We start from the raw sequence: 14220 nt of genomic DNA on the forward strand, positions 1-14220 counted from the left end.
CGCCGGCCTGTGGCCGTGCCGACTTGAAACAGAGCCGCCTTCCGAGGCGGCTTTTTTTGGCCTACGCAGTTGCCGAGGTGGATCAATCCATGCACAGCGCAACCGCCGGGCGCGGCGCGCGGGCCATGATCCGGAGGTGGCGCGGCAACCGTTGCGCCACGCCTTTTCCGGAGACCTGTCCATGAATCCCTTCCTCCATTCCACCGTTGCCCGCCGCCTGCCCGCGCTGCCGTGGCGCCGTCAACGACCCGTCGCCGCGCGGCGCGGTACGCCGGTGTTGCGCCAGGCGCTGGGTGCGGCCCTGCTGGTCGTCGGCGTGGCGCACGCGCCGGCGCAGGCGCTGGATCTGAACGATGCCACCGTGCAGCAGCTCGAGGGCATCCGCGGCATCGGGCCGCGCACGGCGCAGATCATCGTCAGCGAACGCGACCGCGCCGGCAAGTATGAATCGCTGCAGGACCTGGCCGACCGGGTACGCGGCATCAGCCAGAAGAAGGCGGAGGCCCTGGGGGCCGCCGGCCTGACGGTTGGCGCGGCCGGCGCCGAGCCGAAGGCCGCGGGCGCGAAACCGGCGGTCCCGGCGTCGGCCCGGTCCGCGGCAGGGGCGGGCGCCGCCAAGGGCGCCCCCGCGGGTGTCGGGGCCAGGCCCGGCGCGGCCCAGGCGGGCAAGCCCGCCGCGCCAACCCGGCCTTGACCGGCGCCGCCTCGGCCTGCCTGCGTTGCCATGTCCGCCGCCATGGCCGGGGCGGATTCGGGCCTTGCCCGGCGCCTGGCGGGGCTGGCGCCGCCAGGCACGGAACCCCTGGCGCGAGCGCGGCTTTTGGCGACGCGTCGCGCCGGGCGGGGTTATCATCGGCCCCATGACTACTACCTATCCCACTATCGAGCAGACCGTCGGCAACACGCCGTTGGTGCGCCTGCAGCGCATTCCCGGCGCCGCAGGCGCGGCGCGCGGCAACGTTATCCTGGCCAAGCTGGAAGGCAACAATCCGGCCGGCTCGGTGAAGGACCGGCCGGCGCTCTCCATGATCAAGCATGCCGAGGAGCGCGGCGACATCAAGCCGGGCGACACACTGATCGAGGCGACCAGCGGCAACACGGGTATCGCGCTGGCCATGGCCGCCGCCATGCGCGGCTACCGCATGATCCTTATCATGCCCGACAACCTGTCGGTGGAGCGCCGCGCCGCCATGACGGCCTATGGCGCCGAGCTGATCCTTACGCCGGCCGACAAGGGCGGCATGGAATACGCCCGCGACCTGGCCACGGAAATGCAGGCCGATGGGCGCGGCGTGGTGCTGGACCAGTTCGCCAATCCGGATAATCCGCGCGCCCACGTCGAGACGACCGGCCCGGAAATCTGGACCCAGACCGACGGCCGCGTCACGCACTTCGTCAGCGCCATGGGCACGACCGGCACCATCATGGGCGTGTCCACCTATCTGAAGTCGCGTAATCCGGCGGTGCAGGTGGTGGGCGCGCAACCGGCCGAGGGGTCATCGATTCCCGGCATCCGCAAATGGCCGGAAGCCTACCTGCCCAAGATCTTCGACCGCAGCCGCGTGGACGCCTACGAGTCCATCGAGCAGGCCGAGGCCGAAGCCATGGCGCGCCGCCTGGCGGCTGAAGAGGGCATCTTCGGCGGCATTTCGTCGGCCGGCGCGCTGGTCGCCGCCCTGCGCGTGGCCGAGCGCGTGAACGACGCGACCATCGTCTTCATCGTCTGCGACCGCGGCGACCGCTACCTGTCCACGGGCGTCTTCAACAACTGACGCCTTGCACGGGGCCGCTTCGCCCCAGGAAAAACGCCCCACGTCCCGGATGCCATCCGGAGCGTGGGGCGTTTGCGTTGCGGGCCCGATCGCGCGGCGCCGCGCCCGTCCAGTCCTTATTCGGGCTGGATGTTGGCGTCCTTCATCACCTTGATCCAGCGTGCGCTTTCGGCCAGGTTGAAGGCTTCGGCTTCCTGGTAGCTCATGGTGCTGGGCAGGGTGCCTTGCGATTTCAGCGCCTCGACCACCTTGGGCGATTGCGACGCCTCGATCATGGCCTTGTTGAGCTTGGCGATGATGGGTTCGGGCGTGTCCTTGGGCACCCACATGCCGTACCAGGTGACGATGTCGAAGCCGGGCAGGCCATTCTCGGCGATGGTCGGGACGTCGGGCAGCTCGGCCAGGCGGGTCTTGGTGGTGACGGCGATCGGGCGCACCTTGCCGCTCTGGATCAGGGGCAGGGCGGGCGCCAGCGGTGCGTACATCAGGTCGACGTGGCCGCCGGCGACGTCGGTCAGGGCCGGGCTGCTGCCGCGGTAGCCGACGTGCGAGATGGAGGCCTTGGTGGTGGTGTTGATCAGCTCACCGGCCAGGTGCGGCAGCGTGGCCACGCCGGGCGAGGCAAAACTAAGCGAACCCGGCTGGGCCTTGGCCTGCGCGATCAGCTCACCGAAGGTCTTGAACTTGGAGTCGGGCGGCACCACGGCCACCATCGGCACCGTGCCCAGCACGCCGACCATGCGGAAATCCTTGATCGGGTCGAAAGTCAGGCTCTTGAACTGGGCGGGGTAGATGCCCTGCACCGACGGGTTCATCAGCACGGTGTAGCCATCGGCCGGCGCGCGCGCGACCTGGGCGGCGCCGATGGTGCCGCTGGCGCCGGGACGGCTTTCGATCACCAGCGGCTGGCCCAGGATTTCACCCATGCGCACCGCGATCACGCGGCCCACCACGTCGGTCGGGCCACCCGCGGCCCACGGCATGATTACGCGGATCGGCTTGTCGGGATAGGCGTCCTGCGCCTGTGCGCCAGCCAGCGGCAGGGCCCCTATGGCGATCGCCGAGCATGCCGCGGCGAGCAAAGTGCGCTTGTTCATCTGCTGTCTTCTCCTACAAAGGTGAGGTTGGCCGAGGGCAGGGCCGCGTACAGCAGCGCCTTGACCTCTTTCAGTTGCTGGCCAGTGGTGGCTTCGTTCTTCTGCATGCGCCCCAGGGGGCCGGCCACCACGATGGCGAAGGGTTGTTCATAGGCGCGGAACCCGAGCGAGATGGACATCACGTCCTCGACGTTTTCGCCCAGGGAACGTTGCCAGCCGCGCTGGATGCCGGCCTGCAGGTCGCGCTCGAACGCGGCCTGGCTGGTCAGGGTGGTTTCGGTGTACGAGGCGAAGCCGGGATAGGTCTTGAACCATTTCTGGCGCTCGTCCTCGGACAGCACCGAAAGCAGGGCCTTGCCCGAGCTGGTGGCGTGCACCGCCTTGAATCCGCCGGGCTGATGCGAGAAGCGGATGGTCTGCTTGGACTCGGCGACGATCAGGTACACGACCTTGTCGTCTGCAAGCTTGGCCAGCAGGGCGGTCTCGCCGGTGATGTCGCGCACCCGCGCCAGCACCGGTTCGATCACGGCGTTCAGCGGATCGCTGCGACAGATCAGGGTGGCGACGTGGATCAGCTTCTGCGTCGGGTAGTAGCCGTGCTTCTTGCCGATCTCGTACAGATAGCCGCGCGCCACCATGGTCTTGAGCAGACCATGGCAACTGGACAGCGGAATCTCCATCTGCGCGGCGATCTCGCTGTACAGCAATGGCTTCTGCGCCTCGGCGAAGAGGTTCAGAACATCCAGGACTCATGCGGCTGTTTTCACATCCATGATGTTATTATCCTATATGTGATAAATTTGTGTCAAATTCTTAATTCATGGCCAAGGAGCCGCGCCACATGAGATGGAAGAACCGTCCCGAGGGATCGAACTGGGGAGACTTCGGCCCTGATGACCAACGGGGTTGCCTGAATTACATCACTCCCGCGAACGTGATGAAGGGAATCCAGGAAGTCCGCGAGGGCCTGAGCTTCTGTCTGTCGCTGCCGCTGGACTATCCCGGCGGCAACGGCGTCAATGTGCGCCGCCATCCGCCCAAGCTGCGGCCGACCGAGCGCGACGGCGACCAGTACCTGAACTTTCCGCTGGGCCGCCTGCGTCCGGGATGCGTCGATGTGCTGAGCGACGACATCGTCGAGATGAGCCTGCAGTACTCGACCCAGTGGGATTCGCTGGCGCACGTGGGCGCCTTGTTCGACGCCAATGGCGATGGCCTGCCCGAGCGCGTCTACTACAACGGCTACCGTCCCAACGAACACGTGGTCGGCCCGGTGGACTACGACGTCGACAATGGCTTCGCCAAGACCGACCTGGGGCGTGGCGGCGCCTCCCATGCCAAGAAACTGGACATCACCCACCTGGCTGAATCCTGCCTGCAGAGCCGTGGCGTCATGGTGGACCTGGCCCGGCATTATGGCCGCGAGCAGAAGTCGGTGGGCTACGACGATCTGATGCGCATCATCGAGGCCGATGGCATCGAGATCGAGCAGGGCGATATCGTGCTGTTCCATACCGAATTCGGCGATGCGCTGCTGGAAAAGCAGCGCCAGCCGGACCACCACACCCTGCACGAGATCTGCGCCGGGCTGGATGGCAGCGACGAGAAGCTGCTGCAGTGGATCACCGATTCCAAGGTGGCCGCCATGGCGTCGGACAACCACGCGCTGGAGATCTACCCGACGCAGAAGCCGAACGCGTGCTGCGCGGCATTGCCGCTGCACCACCACTGCATCTTCAAGCTCGGCCTGCCGATCGGCGAGATGTGGTATCTGGGCGCGCTGGCCCGCTGGCTGACCGCCAACGGCCGCAGCCGCTTCCTCCTGACCGCGCCGCCGCTGAACCTGCCGGGCGCGGTGGGTTCGCCCGCCACGCCGGTGGCCACGGTATGAAGCCTGCGGCGGCGCGGGCGCGGCGGGCACCGGCCCCTCAGCGGCCGACGCGCGCCTCGATTTCGCTGGCCAGATCTGCCACGGCAGTGGCGTAGAAGTAGCTGCGGTTGTACTTCGTCAGCGCGAAGAAGTTGGGCGTGCCGACGCGGTATTGCGCGGTGCCGCGGGCTTCTTCCACCAGATCGACCACGCCCATGGGCTGGCTGCCCCAGCCGTTGGCCGAGGCGCCGGGCTGCAGGCGCGCGCCGGCCGCTGTCAGGGTGCCCCAGGTCTGCTTGGGTTCCAGGCCGCCGTCCACCAGCGCGGTGGGATCGGCCGGCAACGTCACCGGCGCGAATACCGGCAGTCCGCGTTGCCAGCCGTGCTGCGACAGGAAGCTGCCGACCGACATGATGGCGTCGCGGGTGTTGTTGGTCAGGTCGATATGGCCGCTGCCGTCGCCGTCCACCGCGTAGTGTTTGATGCTGGTGGGCATGAATTGCGGCATGCCGATGGCGCCGGCGTAGGAGCCACGCGTTTCGAGGTCGAGCTTGCCGGTCATGGCCAGCGTCAGGAAGTCGGCCAGTTGGCCTCGGAACATGGTGGCGCGCTCGGGCTTGGCCGGGTCCGGATAATCGAAGGCCAGCGTGGTCAGCGCGTCCAGCACGCGGAAATTGCCCATGTTGCGGCCATAGAGCGTTTCAACGCCGATGATCGAGGCGATGATCGGCGCCGGCACGCCAAAGCGCTGCGCGGCCTGGTTGAGTTGGTCGCGATGCTCGTTGTAGAACTCCACGCCCCAGCCGATGCGCTTGGGCTCGACGAAGCGCGAGCGGTAGGTCAGCCAGCTGCGCCAGATCTTTTTCCCCGGCGGTGACGGCGCGATCAGGCGCGCCACGGTGGCGTTGTAGCGCGTGCTTTCGAGCGCCGAGACCATCGGCTGCAGCGGCAGATTGCGTTCGACGGCCAGGCTTTCGACGAAGCTGCGCACCTCGGGGCGCAGGACGCCGCTGGGGGTGAGGGCGGCCGGGCCGTCGTCCGCCAGTTCGGGGCCGGGGGGCGGCGCCGCGGGTCCGATGCGGATGGGGGCGGGGTTGCCGGCGGTGGCCGCGGGGGCCTGGACGGCGGAGGGATTCGAGGCGGTGGGAGCGGTGGTGGAACAGCCGGCCAGGAGGGCCGACAAGGTGCCGAGTTGCAGTAATCGCCGACAGGTGAACATAATCTTCCTTATGGAGACCATGTATCTTACCCACCCGGCATGCCGCTTGCATGAAATGGGCAGTTGGCATCCGGAGAGCCCGCAGAGGCTGGACGCCATTTCCGACCAATTGCTTGCCAGCGGCCTGATGCCCTATCTGGATGACCGGCAGGCGCCGCAGGCGTCGCGCCATGACTTGCTGCGGGTGCACACTGTCCAGTATCTGGACGATTTGCGCGGACATACGCCCGAGCAAGGGTATTACCCGATAGATCCCGACACCCTGATGAATCCGCATACCTACGAGGCCGCGCTGTACGCTGCCGGCGCAGGGGTGGCGGCGGTCGACGCGGTGATCGGCGGCGAGGCCCGCACGGCTTTTTGTGCGGTGCGTCCGCCCGGGCACCATGCCTGCCGCACGCAGGCGATGGGCTTCTGCTTCCTGAACAACGTGGCCATCGCGGCCCGCCACGCCATGGACTTCCACGGCCTGTCGCGGGTGGCGATCGTCGATTTCGACGTGCACCACGGTAACGGCACCGAGGACGTCTTCGCGGGCGATGAGCGGGTGCTGATGTGCAGCATTTTCCAGCATCCCTTCTTTCCCAACAGCGGCACCGAACATCCGGCGGCCAACATGGTCAACGTGCCTGTAGCCGCCTATACGGCGGGCGCTGCTGTCCGTGCCATCGTCACGGACACCTGGCTGCCACGGCTGGAGGCGCACCGCCCGGAACTTATTCTGATTTCGGCCGGTTTCGATGCCCACCGCGAGGACGACATGGGTCAAATGGGGCTGGTGGAGGCCGACTATGCATGGATCACCGAGCAGCTCGTGGAGGTGGCGGAACGCCATTGCCAGGGGCGCATCGTCAGCACGCTCGAGGGCGGTTACAACCTGTCCGCCCTGGGGCGCAGCGTCGTGGCCCATATACGGGCGCTGGCGAAGCTGTAGAATCAGGAAAAAATTGTGCAATGCGATCCCGGCGGGTCGTTGATCCGCCGGGAATTTATTTCCATTTGGAGGCAGCGGGATGAAGGTGTTGGTACCTGTCAAGCGCGTCGTTGACTACAACGTCAAGGTGCGCGTCAAGTCTGATCAGACCGGCGTGGATATCGCCAATGTGAAGATGTCGATGAACCCCTTTGACGAGATCGCCGTCGAGGAAGCCACCCGCCTGAAGGAAAAGGGCGCCGTGGCCGAAGTCGTGGCGGTTTCTTGCGGCGTTGCGCAATGCCAGGAAACCCTGCGCACCGCAATGGCCATCGGCGCCGACCGTGGCGTGCTGGTCCAGACCGACGCCGAACTGCAACCGCTGGCCGTGGCCAAGCTGCTCAAGGCCCTCGTCGACAAGGAACAGCCGCAACTGGTGATCCTGGGCAAGCAGGCCATCGACGACGACGCCAACCAGACCGGCCAGATGCTGGCCGCGCTGCTGGACTGGCCGCAAGCCACGTTCGCCAGCAAGGTCGAGCTGGCCGATGGCAAGGCCACGGTCACGCGCGAAGTCGACGGCGGCCTGGAAACGCTGACGCTCAAGCTGCCGGCCATCATCACCACCGACCTGCGCCTGAACGAGCCGCGTTACGTCACGCTGCCGAACATCATGAAGGCCAAGAAGAAGCAGCTGGACACCGTCACCCCGGAAGAACTGGGTGTCGATCCGGCGCCGCGCCTGAAGACGCTCAAGGTCAGCGAGCCGCCGGCCCGCAAGGCCGGCATCAAGGTGGCCGATGTCGCGGCCCTGGTGGACAAACTCAAGAACGAAGCGAAGGTGGTTTGAGATGACGACGCTGGTTATTGCCGAACACGATAACGCCCAGCTCAAGGGCGCAACCCTGAACGCCGTCGCCGCCGCCGCCAAGATCGGAGGCGACGTCCACGTGCTGGTCGCCGGCGCCAATGCCCGTGCCGTGGCCGACCAGGCCGCGCAGGCGGCTGGCGTGTCCAAGGTGCTGCTGGCCGACGCGCCGCAACTGGCCGACGGCCTGGCCGAGAACGTCGCCGCCCAGGTGCTGGCCGTGGCCTCCGGCTACAGCCACATCCTGTTCCCGGCCACCGCCTCGGGCAAGAACGTCGCCCCGCGCGTGGCTGCCAAGCTCGACGTGGCTCAGATCTCCGACATCATCGGCGTGGAATCCGCCGACACTTTCCAGCGCCCGATCTACGCCGGCAACGCCATCGCCACCGTGCAGTCGGCCGACCCGGTCAAGGTCATCACCGTGCGCACCACCGGCTTTGACGCCGTGGCCGCGCAGGGCGGCTCGGCTGCCGTGGAAGACGTCGCCGCCGTGGCCGATTCCGGCCTGTCGAGCTTCGTCGGCCGCGAAGTCGCCAAGAGCGACCGTCCCGAACTGGCCGGCGCCCGCGTCGTCGTGTCCGGCGGCCGTGGCCTGGGCAGCGCCGAGAATTTCAAGATCCTGGATCCGCTGGCCGACAAGCTCGGCGCCGCCCTGGGCGCTTCGCGCGCCGCGGTCGACGCCGGCTACGCGCCCAACGACTGGCAGGTCGGGCAGACCGGCAAGATTGTTGCGCCGCAACTGTACGTGGCCGTCGGTATCTCGGGCGCCATCCAGCATCTGGCCGGCATGAAGGATTCCAAGGTCATCGTCGCCATCAACAAGGATCCCGAAGCGCCGATTTTCGGCGTGGCCGATTATGGCCTGGTGGGCGATCTGTTCCAGGTGGTTCCCGAACTGACCGGCGCGCTGTAAGCCGACGCGCCCCGGCGTTAATGCCAAAAGCCCGCGGACATTATGTGTCCGCGGGCTTTTTTATTGCACCTGACAAACGAAACTATTTGATATTTATAGTGGGAATCTTTTGATCTTTGGAAAGATTCTGATAATGTATGCCGCGCGCAGCTAGGATTCGCGCAAGTGCTTGGCCGGTACATAACGAAGGAGATTCGGGATGGAATGGTTATTTGACACTCTGCGGAAATACCCTGAACTGGCAATATTCCTTACCCTCGGGCTGGGGTATTGGATAGGCGCCAAGAAGATATTCGGATTCAACCTGGGGGCGGTGACCGGCACCTTGCTGGTCGGTGTGCTGGTCGGCCAGCTCAATATCACGATCGCCCCGATCGTCAAACAGGTTTTCTTCCTGCTGTTCCTGTTCGGCCTGGGCTATGGCGTCGGGCCGCAATTCTTTCGCGGCATGAAAAGCGATGGCCTGCCGCAAGTCATTTTCGCCGTGATCATCTGCGTCATCTGCCTGCTGGTGACCTGGGGCACTGCCGTGGGCTTCGGCTTCGATGCCGGCACCGGCGCGGGGCTGCTGTCCGGCGCGCAGACCATTTCGGCGGTGATGGGGGTGGCGACCGATACCATCAACGGCCTGGGCATCGACGCGGCCACCAAGAAGAAATGGATCGACAGCATCCCGGTGGCGTACGCGGTCTGCTACATCTTCGGCACGGTGGGCAGCGCCTGGCTGCTGGCCTCGCTTGGCCCCAAGCTGATGCGCGTGGACATCGTCAAGGAGTGCAAGGAGTACGAAGCCAAGATGTCCGGCGGGGCGGATTCGATGGAGCTGTCGGGCTATCGCAAGTTCATTTCCCGCGCCTACAGGCTGGACCATCCCGAATTCGTCGGCAAGACAGTGGGCGAGATTGAATCGCGCTTCGTCGAGGCGCGCGTATTCATCGAACGCATCCGCCGCGGCGACCAGATCCTCGACGCCGATTCCACCACCGTGCTGCAGGCCGGCGACGTGCTGGGCGTGGCCGGCAGGCATGACGCGCTGGTGCTGCAGGCGGCCGGGATCATCGGCACCGAGGTCGAGGACCGTGACCTGATCAACCTGCCCGCCGAGATTGTCGAGGTGGTGCTCACCAACAAGAACCTGGCCGGCAAGACCGTCAAGGAAATATCCGAAATGGAACAGGTGCGCGAGCTGGGTCGCGGCGTGTTCCTGCGCAAAGTGGTGCGCGGCGGTCACGAAATGCCGGTCAACTGGGGCCTGAAGCTCGACCGGGGCGATCGCCTGTTCATCCTCGGCGCCAAGCGCGACGTCGAACGGGTGGTGAGCAAGGTGGGCTACGTGGACCGCGCCACCGAGCAGACCGACATGGTGTTCGTGGGCTTCGGCATCCTGCTGGGCGGCCTGTTTGGTACGCTGGTGCTGACGGTCGGCGGCATTCCCATCACGTTGTCGACCTCGGGCGGCTCGCTGATCGCCGGCCTGATCTTCGGCTATCTGCGGTCGGTGCATCCCACCTTCGGGCGAGTGCCGGAACCGGTGCATTGGTTCCTGACCTCGGTCGGCCTGACGGCCTTCGTGGCGGTAGTGGGCATCAGTTCCGGGCCGGGCTTCGTGCAGGGCTTCCAGCAGCTCGGCGCCAAGCTGTTCATCGCCGGCATCATCGCCACCAGCGTACCGATGATCCTGGGGGTGTACATCGCCCGCTACGTCTTCAAGTTCCACCCGGGCATCGTGCTGGGCGTGTGCGCCGGGGCCCGCACCACCACGGCCGCCATCGGCCAGATCACCGAGACCGCGAAGAGCCAGGTGCCCGCCCTGGGCTACACCGTGCCCTACGCCATCGGCAATACCCTGCTCATCATCTGGGGCATTGTCATCGTCATGCTCATGACCTAGCGGGATTCCCGCCCGCGCGCATGCGGGCGGGCCTGCGGATTCCGGGGGCCGCGCCCCCGGCAAGCGCCTGTCAATCGCAAAACAGGAGTACTGAATAATGGCTTCCACCGCGCCTCTCACCGTCAGCCTGGCTTCGGCCCTCAAGACCACCCGTTCGCGCCAGCGCGACCTGGAGCAACTGTCGCCCTTCGAATTGAAGGACTACCTGATCACGTTGGCCAAGGAAAGTCAGCAGACCGCCGTGCTGACCATGCTGAACGCCGGGCGTGGCAATCCGAACTGGATCGCCACCGAGCCGCGCGACGCTTTCTTTCTGCTGGGCCAGTTCGCGATGAAGGAAGCGCGCCGGGTGCGCGACGACGTCATCCTGGCGGGCATGCCGCCCAAGAAGGGCTGCGCCGACCGCCTGCGCAAGTTCCTGTCCAAGAACAAGGGCGCGGCGGGAGCGGACTTCCTGGCCGGCGTCCTGGAGTATGGCGTGAAGGTCAAGAACTTCGTGCCGGATGAGTGGATCCACGAGCTGACCGACGGCATCATCGGCGATAACTATCCGGTGCCGCCGCGCGCACTGGTGCACCTTGAACAGATCCTGCACGACTACCTGATCAAGGAAATGTGCGATGGCCGTCCGCCCAAGGGCAAGTTCGACCTGTTCCCGGTCGAAGGCGGCACGGCGGCTATGTGCTACATCTTCGATTCGCTGATGCAGAACGGCCTGCTCAAGCAGGGCGACACCATTGCGCTGTTCCTGCCGACCTTCACGCCGTATATCGAGATCGCGCATCTGGAGCGCTTCCAGTTCAAGATTGTCGCCATCAATGCCAGCAGCGTGCGCGCTGATGGCACCCACGACTGGCACTATCCCGCCTCGGAAATCGCCAAGCTGGAGAACCCCAAGATCAAGCTGGCGGTGACCGTCAATCCCAGCAATCCGCCGTCGGTGGCTTTCAGCCCGGTAGAGATGAAACAGATCGTGGGGTTGATCCGCAAGAATCCGGACCTGGTGCTGGTGACGGACGATGTGTATGGCACCTTCGTGCCCAACTTCCGTTCGCTGATGGCCGAGGTGCCGCACAACACTATCTGCGTGTATTCGTTCTCGAAGAACTTCGGTTGCACCGGCTGGCGCCTGGGCGTGATCGCGATCCACGAGAAGAACACCATGGACCGCCGCATCGCCGAATTGCCGGCATCCTGGAAAAACCGGCTGAACAAGCGCTACGGCGCCATGACCATGGAGCCCGAGAAGCTCAAGTTCATCGACCGGCTGGTGGCCGACAGCCGCAATGTGGCGTTGAACCACACCGCCGGCCTGTCGTTGCCGCAGCAGGTGCAGATGGGCTTTTTCGCGCTATCTCATCTGCTGGACCTGAAGGACGCGTACAAACACCTGACCATGCAGATCGTGCGCGCCCGCCGCGATGCGTTGTGGCGTGGCCTGGGGGCGCCGTTGCCGCCGGAAGATCCGATGCGTGGCTGGTACTACGTCGAGCTGGACTTCATGGTGTGGGCCAAGAACACCTATGGCGACGCCTTCTGCAAGTACATGGCGTCGAACTACGAGCCGGTCGACTTCCTGTTCCGCCTGGCCGAGAAATCCGGCGTGGTGCTCATGGATGGCGGCGGCTTCGGCGGCCCGCCGTGGTCGATCCGCATTTCCCTGGCCAACCTGGACGATGGCGACTATTCCAAGATCGGCAAGCATATGGTCGAGGCCGCCACGGAGTACGTCGAGGCCTGGAAGGCCGGCCAACTGGTGCGTTCTGGTCCGACCGCCGGCAAGGGCCAGAAGGTCAAGCCCGCCGCCGCCAAGCGCAAGGCCGCCGGCAAGCAAGCCGCCAAGAAGGCGGTGAAGCAGGCGGTCAAGCAGGCCGCCAAGGCCGAGCGTTCCGCCACCAAAGGGGCGAAGTAGTCGCCATCGTCGGACATCCAGGGTGACATGACCTCATGACGTGCTCAGTCGGGTTTTTCAATAACGTGCCCATCGCGGTGCTGTTCCTGACGGTGGGGTTGGGATACCTGATCGGCAAGCTCAAGGTCGGGCCGATTCAGCTGGGGGGCGTGTGCGGCACGCTCATCGTCGCCCTGCTGATTGGCCAGACCGGCTGCCAGATGCGCGGCGACCTGAAGGAGGTCGCGTTCGCCCTGTTCATCTTCGCCATGGGCTATTCCGGCGGGCCGCAGTTCTTCGCCAACCTGAACCGCTCCAGCCTGCGCTACATCGTGCTGCCGGTCATCGAGGCGCTGCTGGTGCTGACCGTCGTGCTGCTGGCGGTGCCGCTGTTCGGGCTCGACGCGGGCACGGCGGCGGGGCTGGCGGCGGGGGCGGCAACCGAGTCGGCCGTGGTCGGGACCGCGGCGGAGGCGCTCAAGCACCTGGGTCTGCCCGACGCCGACGTGCAGCGCATGGAGGCCAATATCGCCACCGCCTACACGCTGACTTATCTGGTGGGCCTGATCAGCATCGTGTTCTTCACCAGCCAGGTGGCGCCAGCCCTGTTGCGCATCAACCTGCGCGAAGCCTCCAAAGCGCTTGAGGAAAAACTGGGCGGGGGACCGGGCGAGCCCGACGAGAACCTGCTTCCGACCCTGCCGCGGCTGGTGGGCCGCTCGCACGTGGTCAAGGACGCGGACGGCAGGACGGTGGGGGAGGTCGAAGCCGAATTGGGCGGACGCACCGCCATCAGCCGCATCCTGCGCAATGGCGAGGCGATCGCGCCCACGCCTGAGGACCGCCTGGCCACCGGCGACATCGTCGTCGTGCTGGGCCTGCGCCGCTTCGCATTGCGGGCCGGCTCGGTCGTCGGGCCGGAGATCCAGTTGCCGGAGGCGCATGCCGATGACCTGCAGTTGGCCGAGCTGCAGGTCATCGTCAACAGGAAGACGGCCAATGGCCGCACCCTGGGCGAATTGGCCAAGGGGCCGCGCGCGCAGCGGGCGCGGGGCGTGTTCCTGCAGTCGATCCAGCGGTCCGGTCATATGCTGCCGCTCACGCCTGCCACCGTGGTGCAGTATGGCGACCTGGTGACGCTGGTGGGCGCCGAGCCCGAGTTGTCGCAGGCCGGCGCGGGGCTGGGCAACGAGCTGCGGCGCAGCGGCGTGACCGACCTGGTGTTCCTGGCCTTCGGCATTCTCGCGGGCTTGATGATCGGCGCGCTGGGGGCACGCCTCTGGGGCATTCCGGTGTCGCTGGGCAGCGGCGGCGGCGCCCTGGTCAGCGGCCTGGTGTGCGGCTGGATCAACGCCAAGCGGCCCGCATTGGGGCACATGCCGGACCAGGCGGTGCAATTGCTCAAGGATCTGGGGCTGGCGGTGTTTGTCGCCTGCGTCGGCCTGTCGGCCGGGCCGGAGGCGGTGTCGCTGATCCGCGAGCACGGCGCAGTGCTGCCGCTGATCGGCCTGCTGGTATCGCTCGGGCCGGCCTGCCTGTCGCTGTGGGTCGGGCACAAGCTGCTCAAGATAGAGGGGCCGCTGCTGGTCGGCGCCATCGCGGGCCAGCACGTCAGCACGCCGGCGATCAGCGCCATCCTGGGCGCCAGCGGCAGCGCGGTGCCGCTGCTGGGCTACACCGTGACCTACGCCATCGCCAACGTGCTGTTGCCGGTGCTGGGGCCGATCATTGTGTCGCTGGCGCATCACCTCGGTGGATGAGGCCGGCAGGGCGCGTTGCCCCATGA

The 14220-nt window shown here is 66.3% G+C and carries 12 protein-coding genes; 9 read left to right on the plus strand and 3 right to left on the minus strand.

Annotated elements, in window-relative coordinates; all coding sequences use genetic code 11:
- The first annotated feature begins 181 nt into the window (after nucleotides 1-181).
- Together AAID08_RS07315 and cysM are read left to right on the plus strand one after the other, a co-directional pair.
- Entirely contained in the window at nucleotides 182-694 is a 513-nt protein-coding gene (locus AAID08_RS07315) for a ComEA family DNA-binding protein (protein ID WP_395757489.1), read from the plus strand.
- 166 nt (nucleotides 695-860) lie between these two features.
- The gene (gene cysM / locus AAID08_RS07320) at nucleotides 861-1772 is read left to right on the plus strand and encodes a cysteine synthase CysM (protein ID WP_054501451.1); all 912 of its coding nucleotides are present in this window, start codon (nucleotides 861-863) and stop codon (nucleotides 1770-1772) included.
- 116 nt (nucleotides 1773-1888) lie between these two features.
- Here the strand turns inward: cysM and AAID08_RS07325 are convergent, their stop codons facing one another.
- Together AAID08_RS07325 and AAID08_RS07330 are read right to left on the minus strand one after the other, a co-directional pair.
- Nucleotides 1889-2869: a tripartite tricarboxylate transporter substrate binding protein gene (locus AAID08_RS07325; RefSeq protein ID WP_064527124.1), complete on the minus strand. Its 981-nt coding sequence runs from the start codon at nucleotides 2867-2869 to the stop codon at nucleotides 1889-1891.
- Nucleotides 2866-3576 carry an IclR family transcriptional regulator gene (locus AAID08_RS07330; RefSeq protein ID WP_395757490.1) on the minus strand — a complete coding sequence of 237 codons (711 nt, stop codon included), beginning with the start codon at nucleotides 3574-3576 and terminating at the stop codon, nucleotides 2866-2868. Before AAID08_RS07330 ends, AAID08_RS07325 begins: the two co-directional genes overlap by 4 nt.
- Nucleotides 3577-3710: 134 nt before the next feature.
- Between AAID08_RS07330 and AAID08_RS07335 the strand changes: the two genes are divergently transcribed.
- Complete coding sequence (locus AAID08_RS07335; protein WP_054501939.1) at nucleotides 3711-4760, plus strand: cyclase family protein; 1050 nt, start codon at nucleotides 3711-3713, stop codon at nucleotides 4758-4760.
- 37 nt (nucleotides 4761-4797) lie between these two features.
- On the opposite strand, the gene mltB is transcribed toward AAID08_RS07335, so the two are convergent.
- A complete protein-coding gene (gene mltB / locus AAID08_RS07340; RefSeq protein WP_144655004.1) occupies nucleotides 4798-5958 on the minus strand; it encodes a lytic murein transglycosylase B in 1161 nt (386 codons plus the stop codon).
- Between the two features lie 10 nt (nucleotides 5959-5968).
- Here mltB and AAID08_RS07345 point away from each other — a divergent pair, with 10 nt between their 5' ends.
- The 6 genes from AAID08_RS07345 (at nucleotide 5969) to aspT (AAID08_RS07370) (ending at nucleotide 14194) form a co-directional block, all read left to right on the plus strand.
- On the plus strand, nucleotides 5969-6892 hold the full coding sequence (locus AAID08_RS07345; RefSeq protein ID WP_395757491.1) for a histone deacetylase family protein: 924 nt from the start codon (nucleotides 5969-5971) through the stop codon (nucleotides 6890-6892).
- Nucleotides 6893-6971: 79 nt separating this feature from the next.
- Complete coding sequence (locus tag AAID08_RS07350; RefSeq protein WP_006388274.1) at nucleotides 6972-7721, plus strand: electron transfer flavoprotein subunit beta/FixA family protein; 750 nt, start codon at nucleotides 6972-6974, stop codon at nucleotides 7719-7721.
- Nucleotide 7722: 1 nt separating this feature from the next.
- A complete protein-coding gene (locus AAID08_RS07355; RefSeq protein ID WP_175144360.1) occupies nucleotides 7723-8652 on the plus strand; it encodes an electron transfer flavoprotein subunit alpha/FixB family protein in 930 nt (309 codons plus the stop codon).
- Nucleotides 8653-8851: 199 nt separating this feature from the next.
- Complete coding sequence (gene aspT, locus AAID08_RS07360; RefSeq protein WP_063584886.1) at nucleotides 8852-10543, plus strand: aspartate-alanine antiporter; 1692 nt, start codon at nucleotides 8852-8854, stop codon at nucleotides 10541-10543.
- A 97-nt stretch (nucleotides 10544-10640) separates the two neighbouring features.
- The gene (locus AAID08_RS07365) at nucleotides 10641-12455 is read left to right on the plus strand and encodes a bifunctional aspartate transaminase/aspartate 4-decarboxylase (protein ID WP_100504045.1); all 1815 of its coding nucleotides are present in this window, start codon (nucleotides 10641-10643) and stop codon (nucleotides 12453-12455) included.
- A 35-nt stretch (nucleotides 12456-12490) separates the two neighbouring features.
- Nucleotides 12491-14194 (plus strand): aspartate-alanine antiporter, encoded by a 1704-nt coding sequence (aspT, locus tag AAID08_RS07370; RefSeq protein WP_395757492.1) that lies wholly within the window; start codon nucleotides 12491-12493, stop codon nucleotides 14192-14194.
- Nucleotides 14195-14220 lie beyond the last annotated feature (26 nt).

The sequence above is a fragment of the Achromobacter sp. EB05 genome (assembly GCF_044232075.1).
Taxonomy (GTDB): Bacteria; Pseudomonadota; Gammaproteobacteria; order Burkholderiales; family Burkholderiaceae_B; genus Achromobacter; species Achromobacter dolens.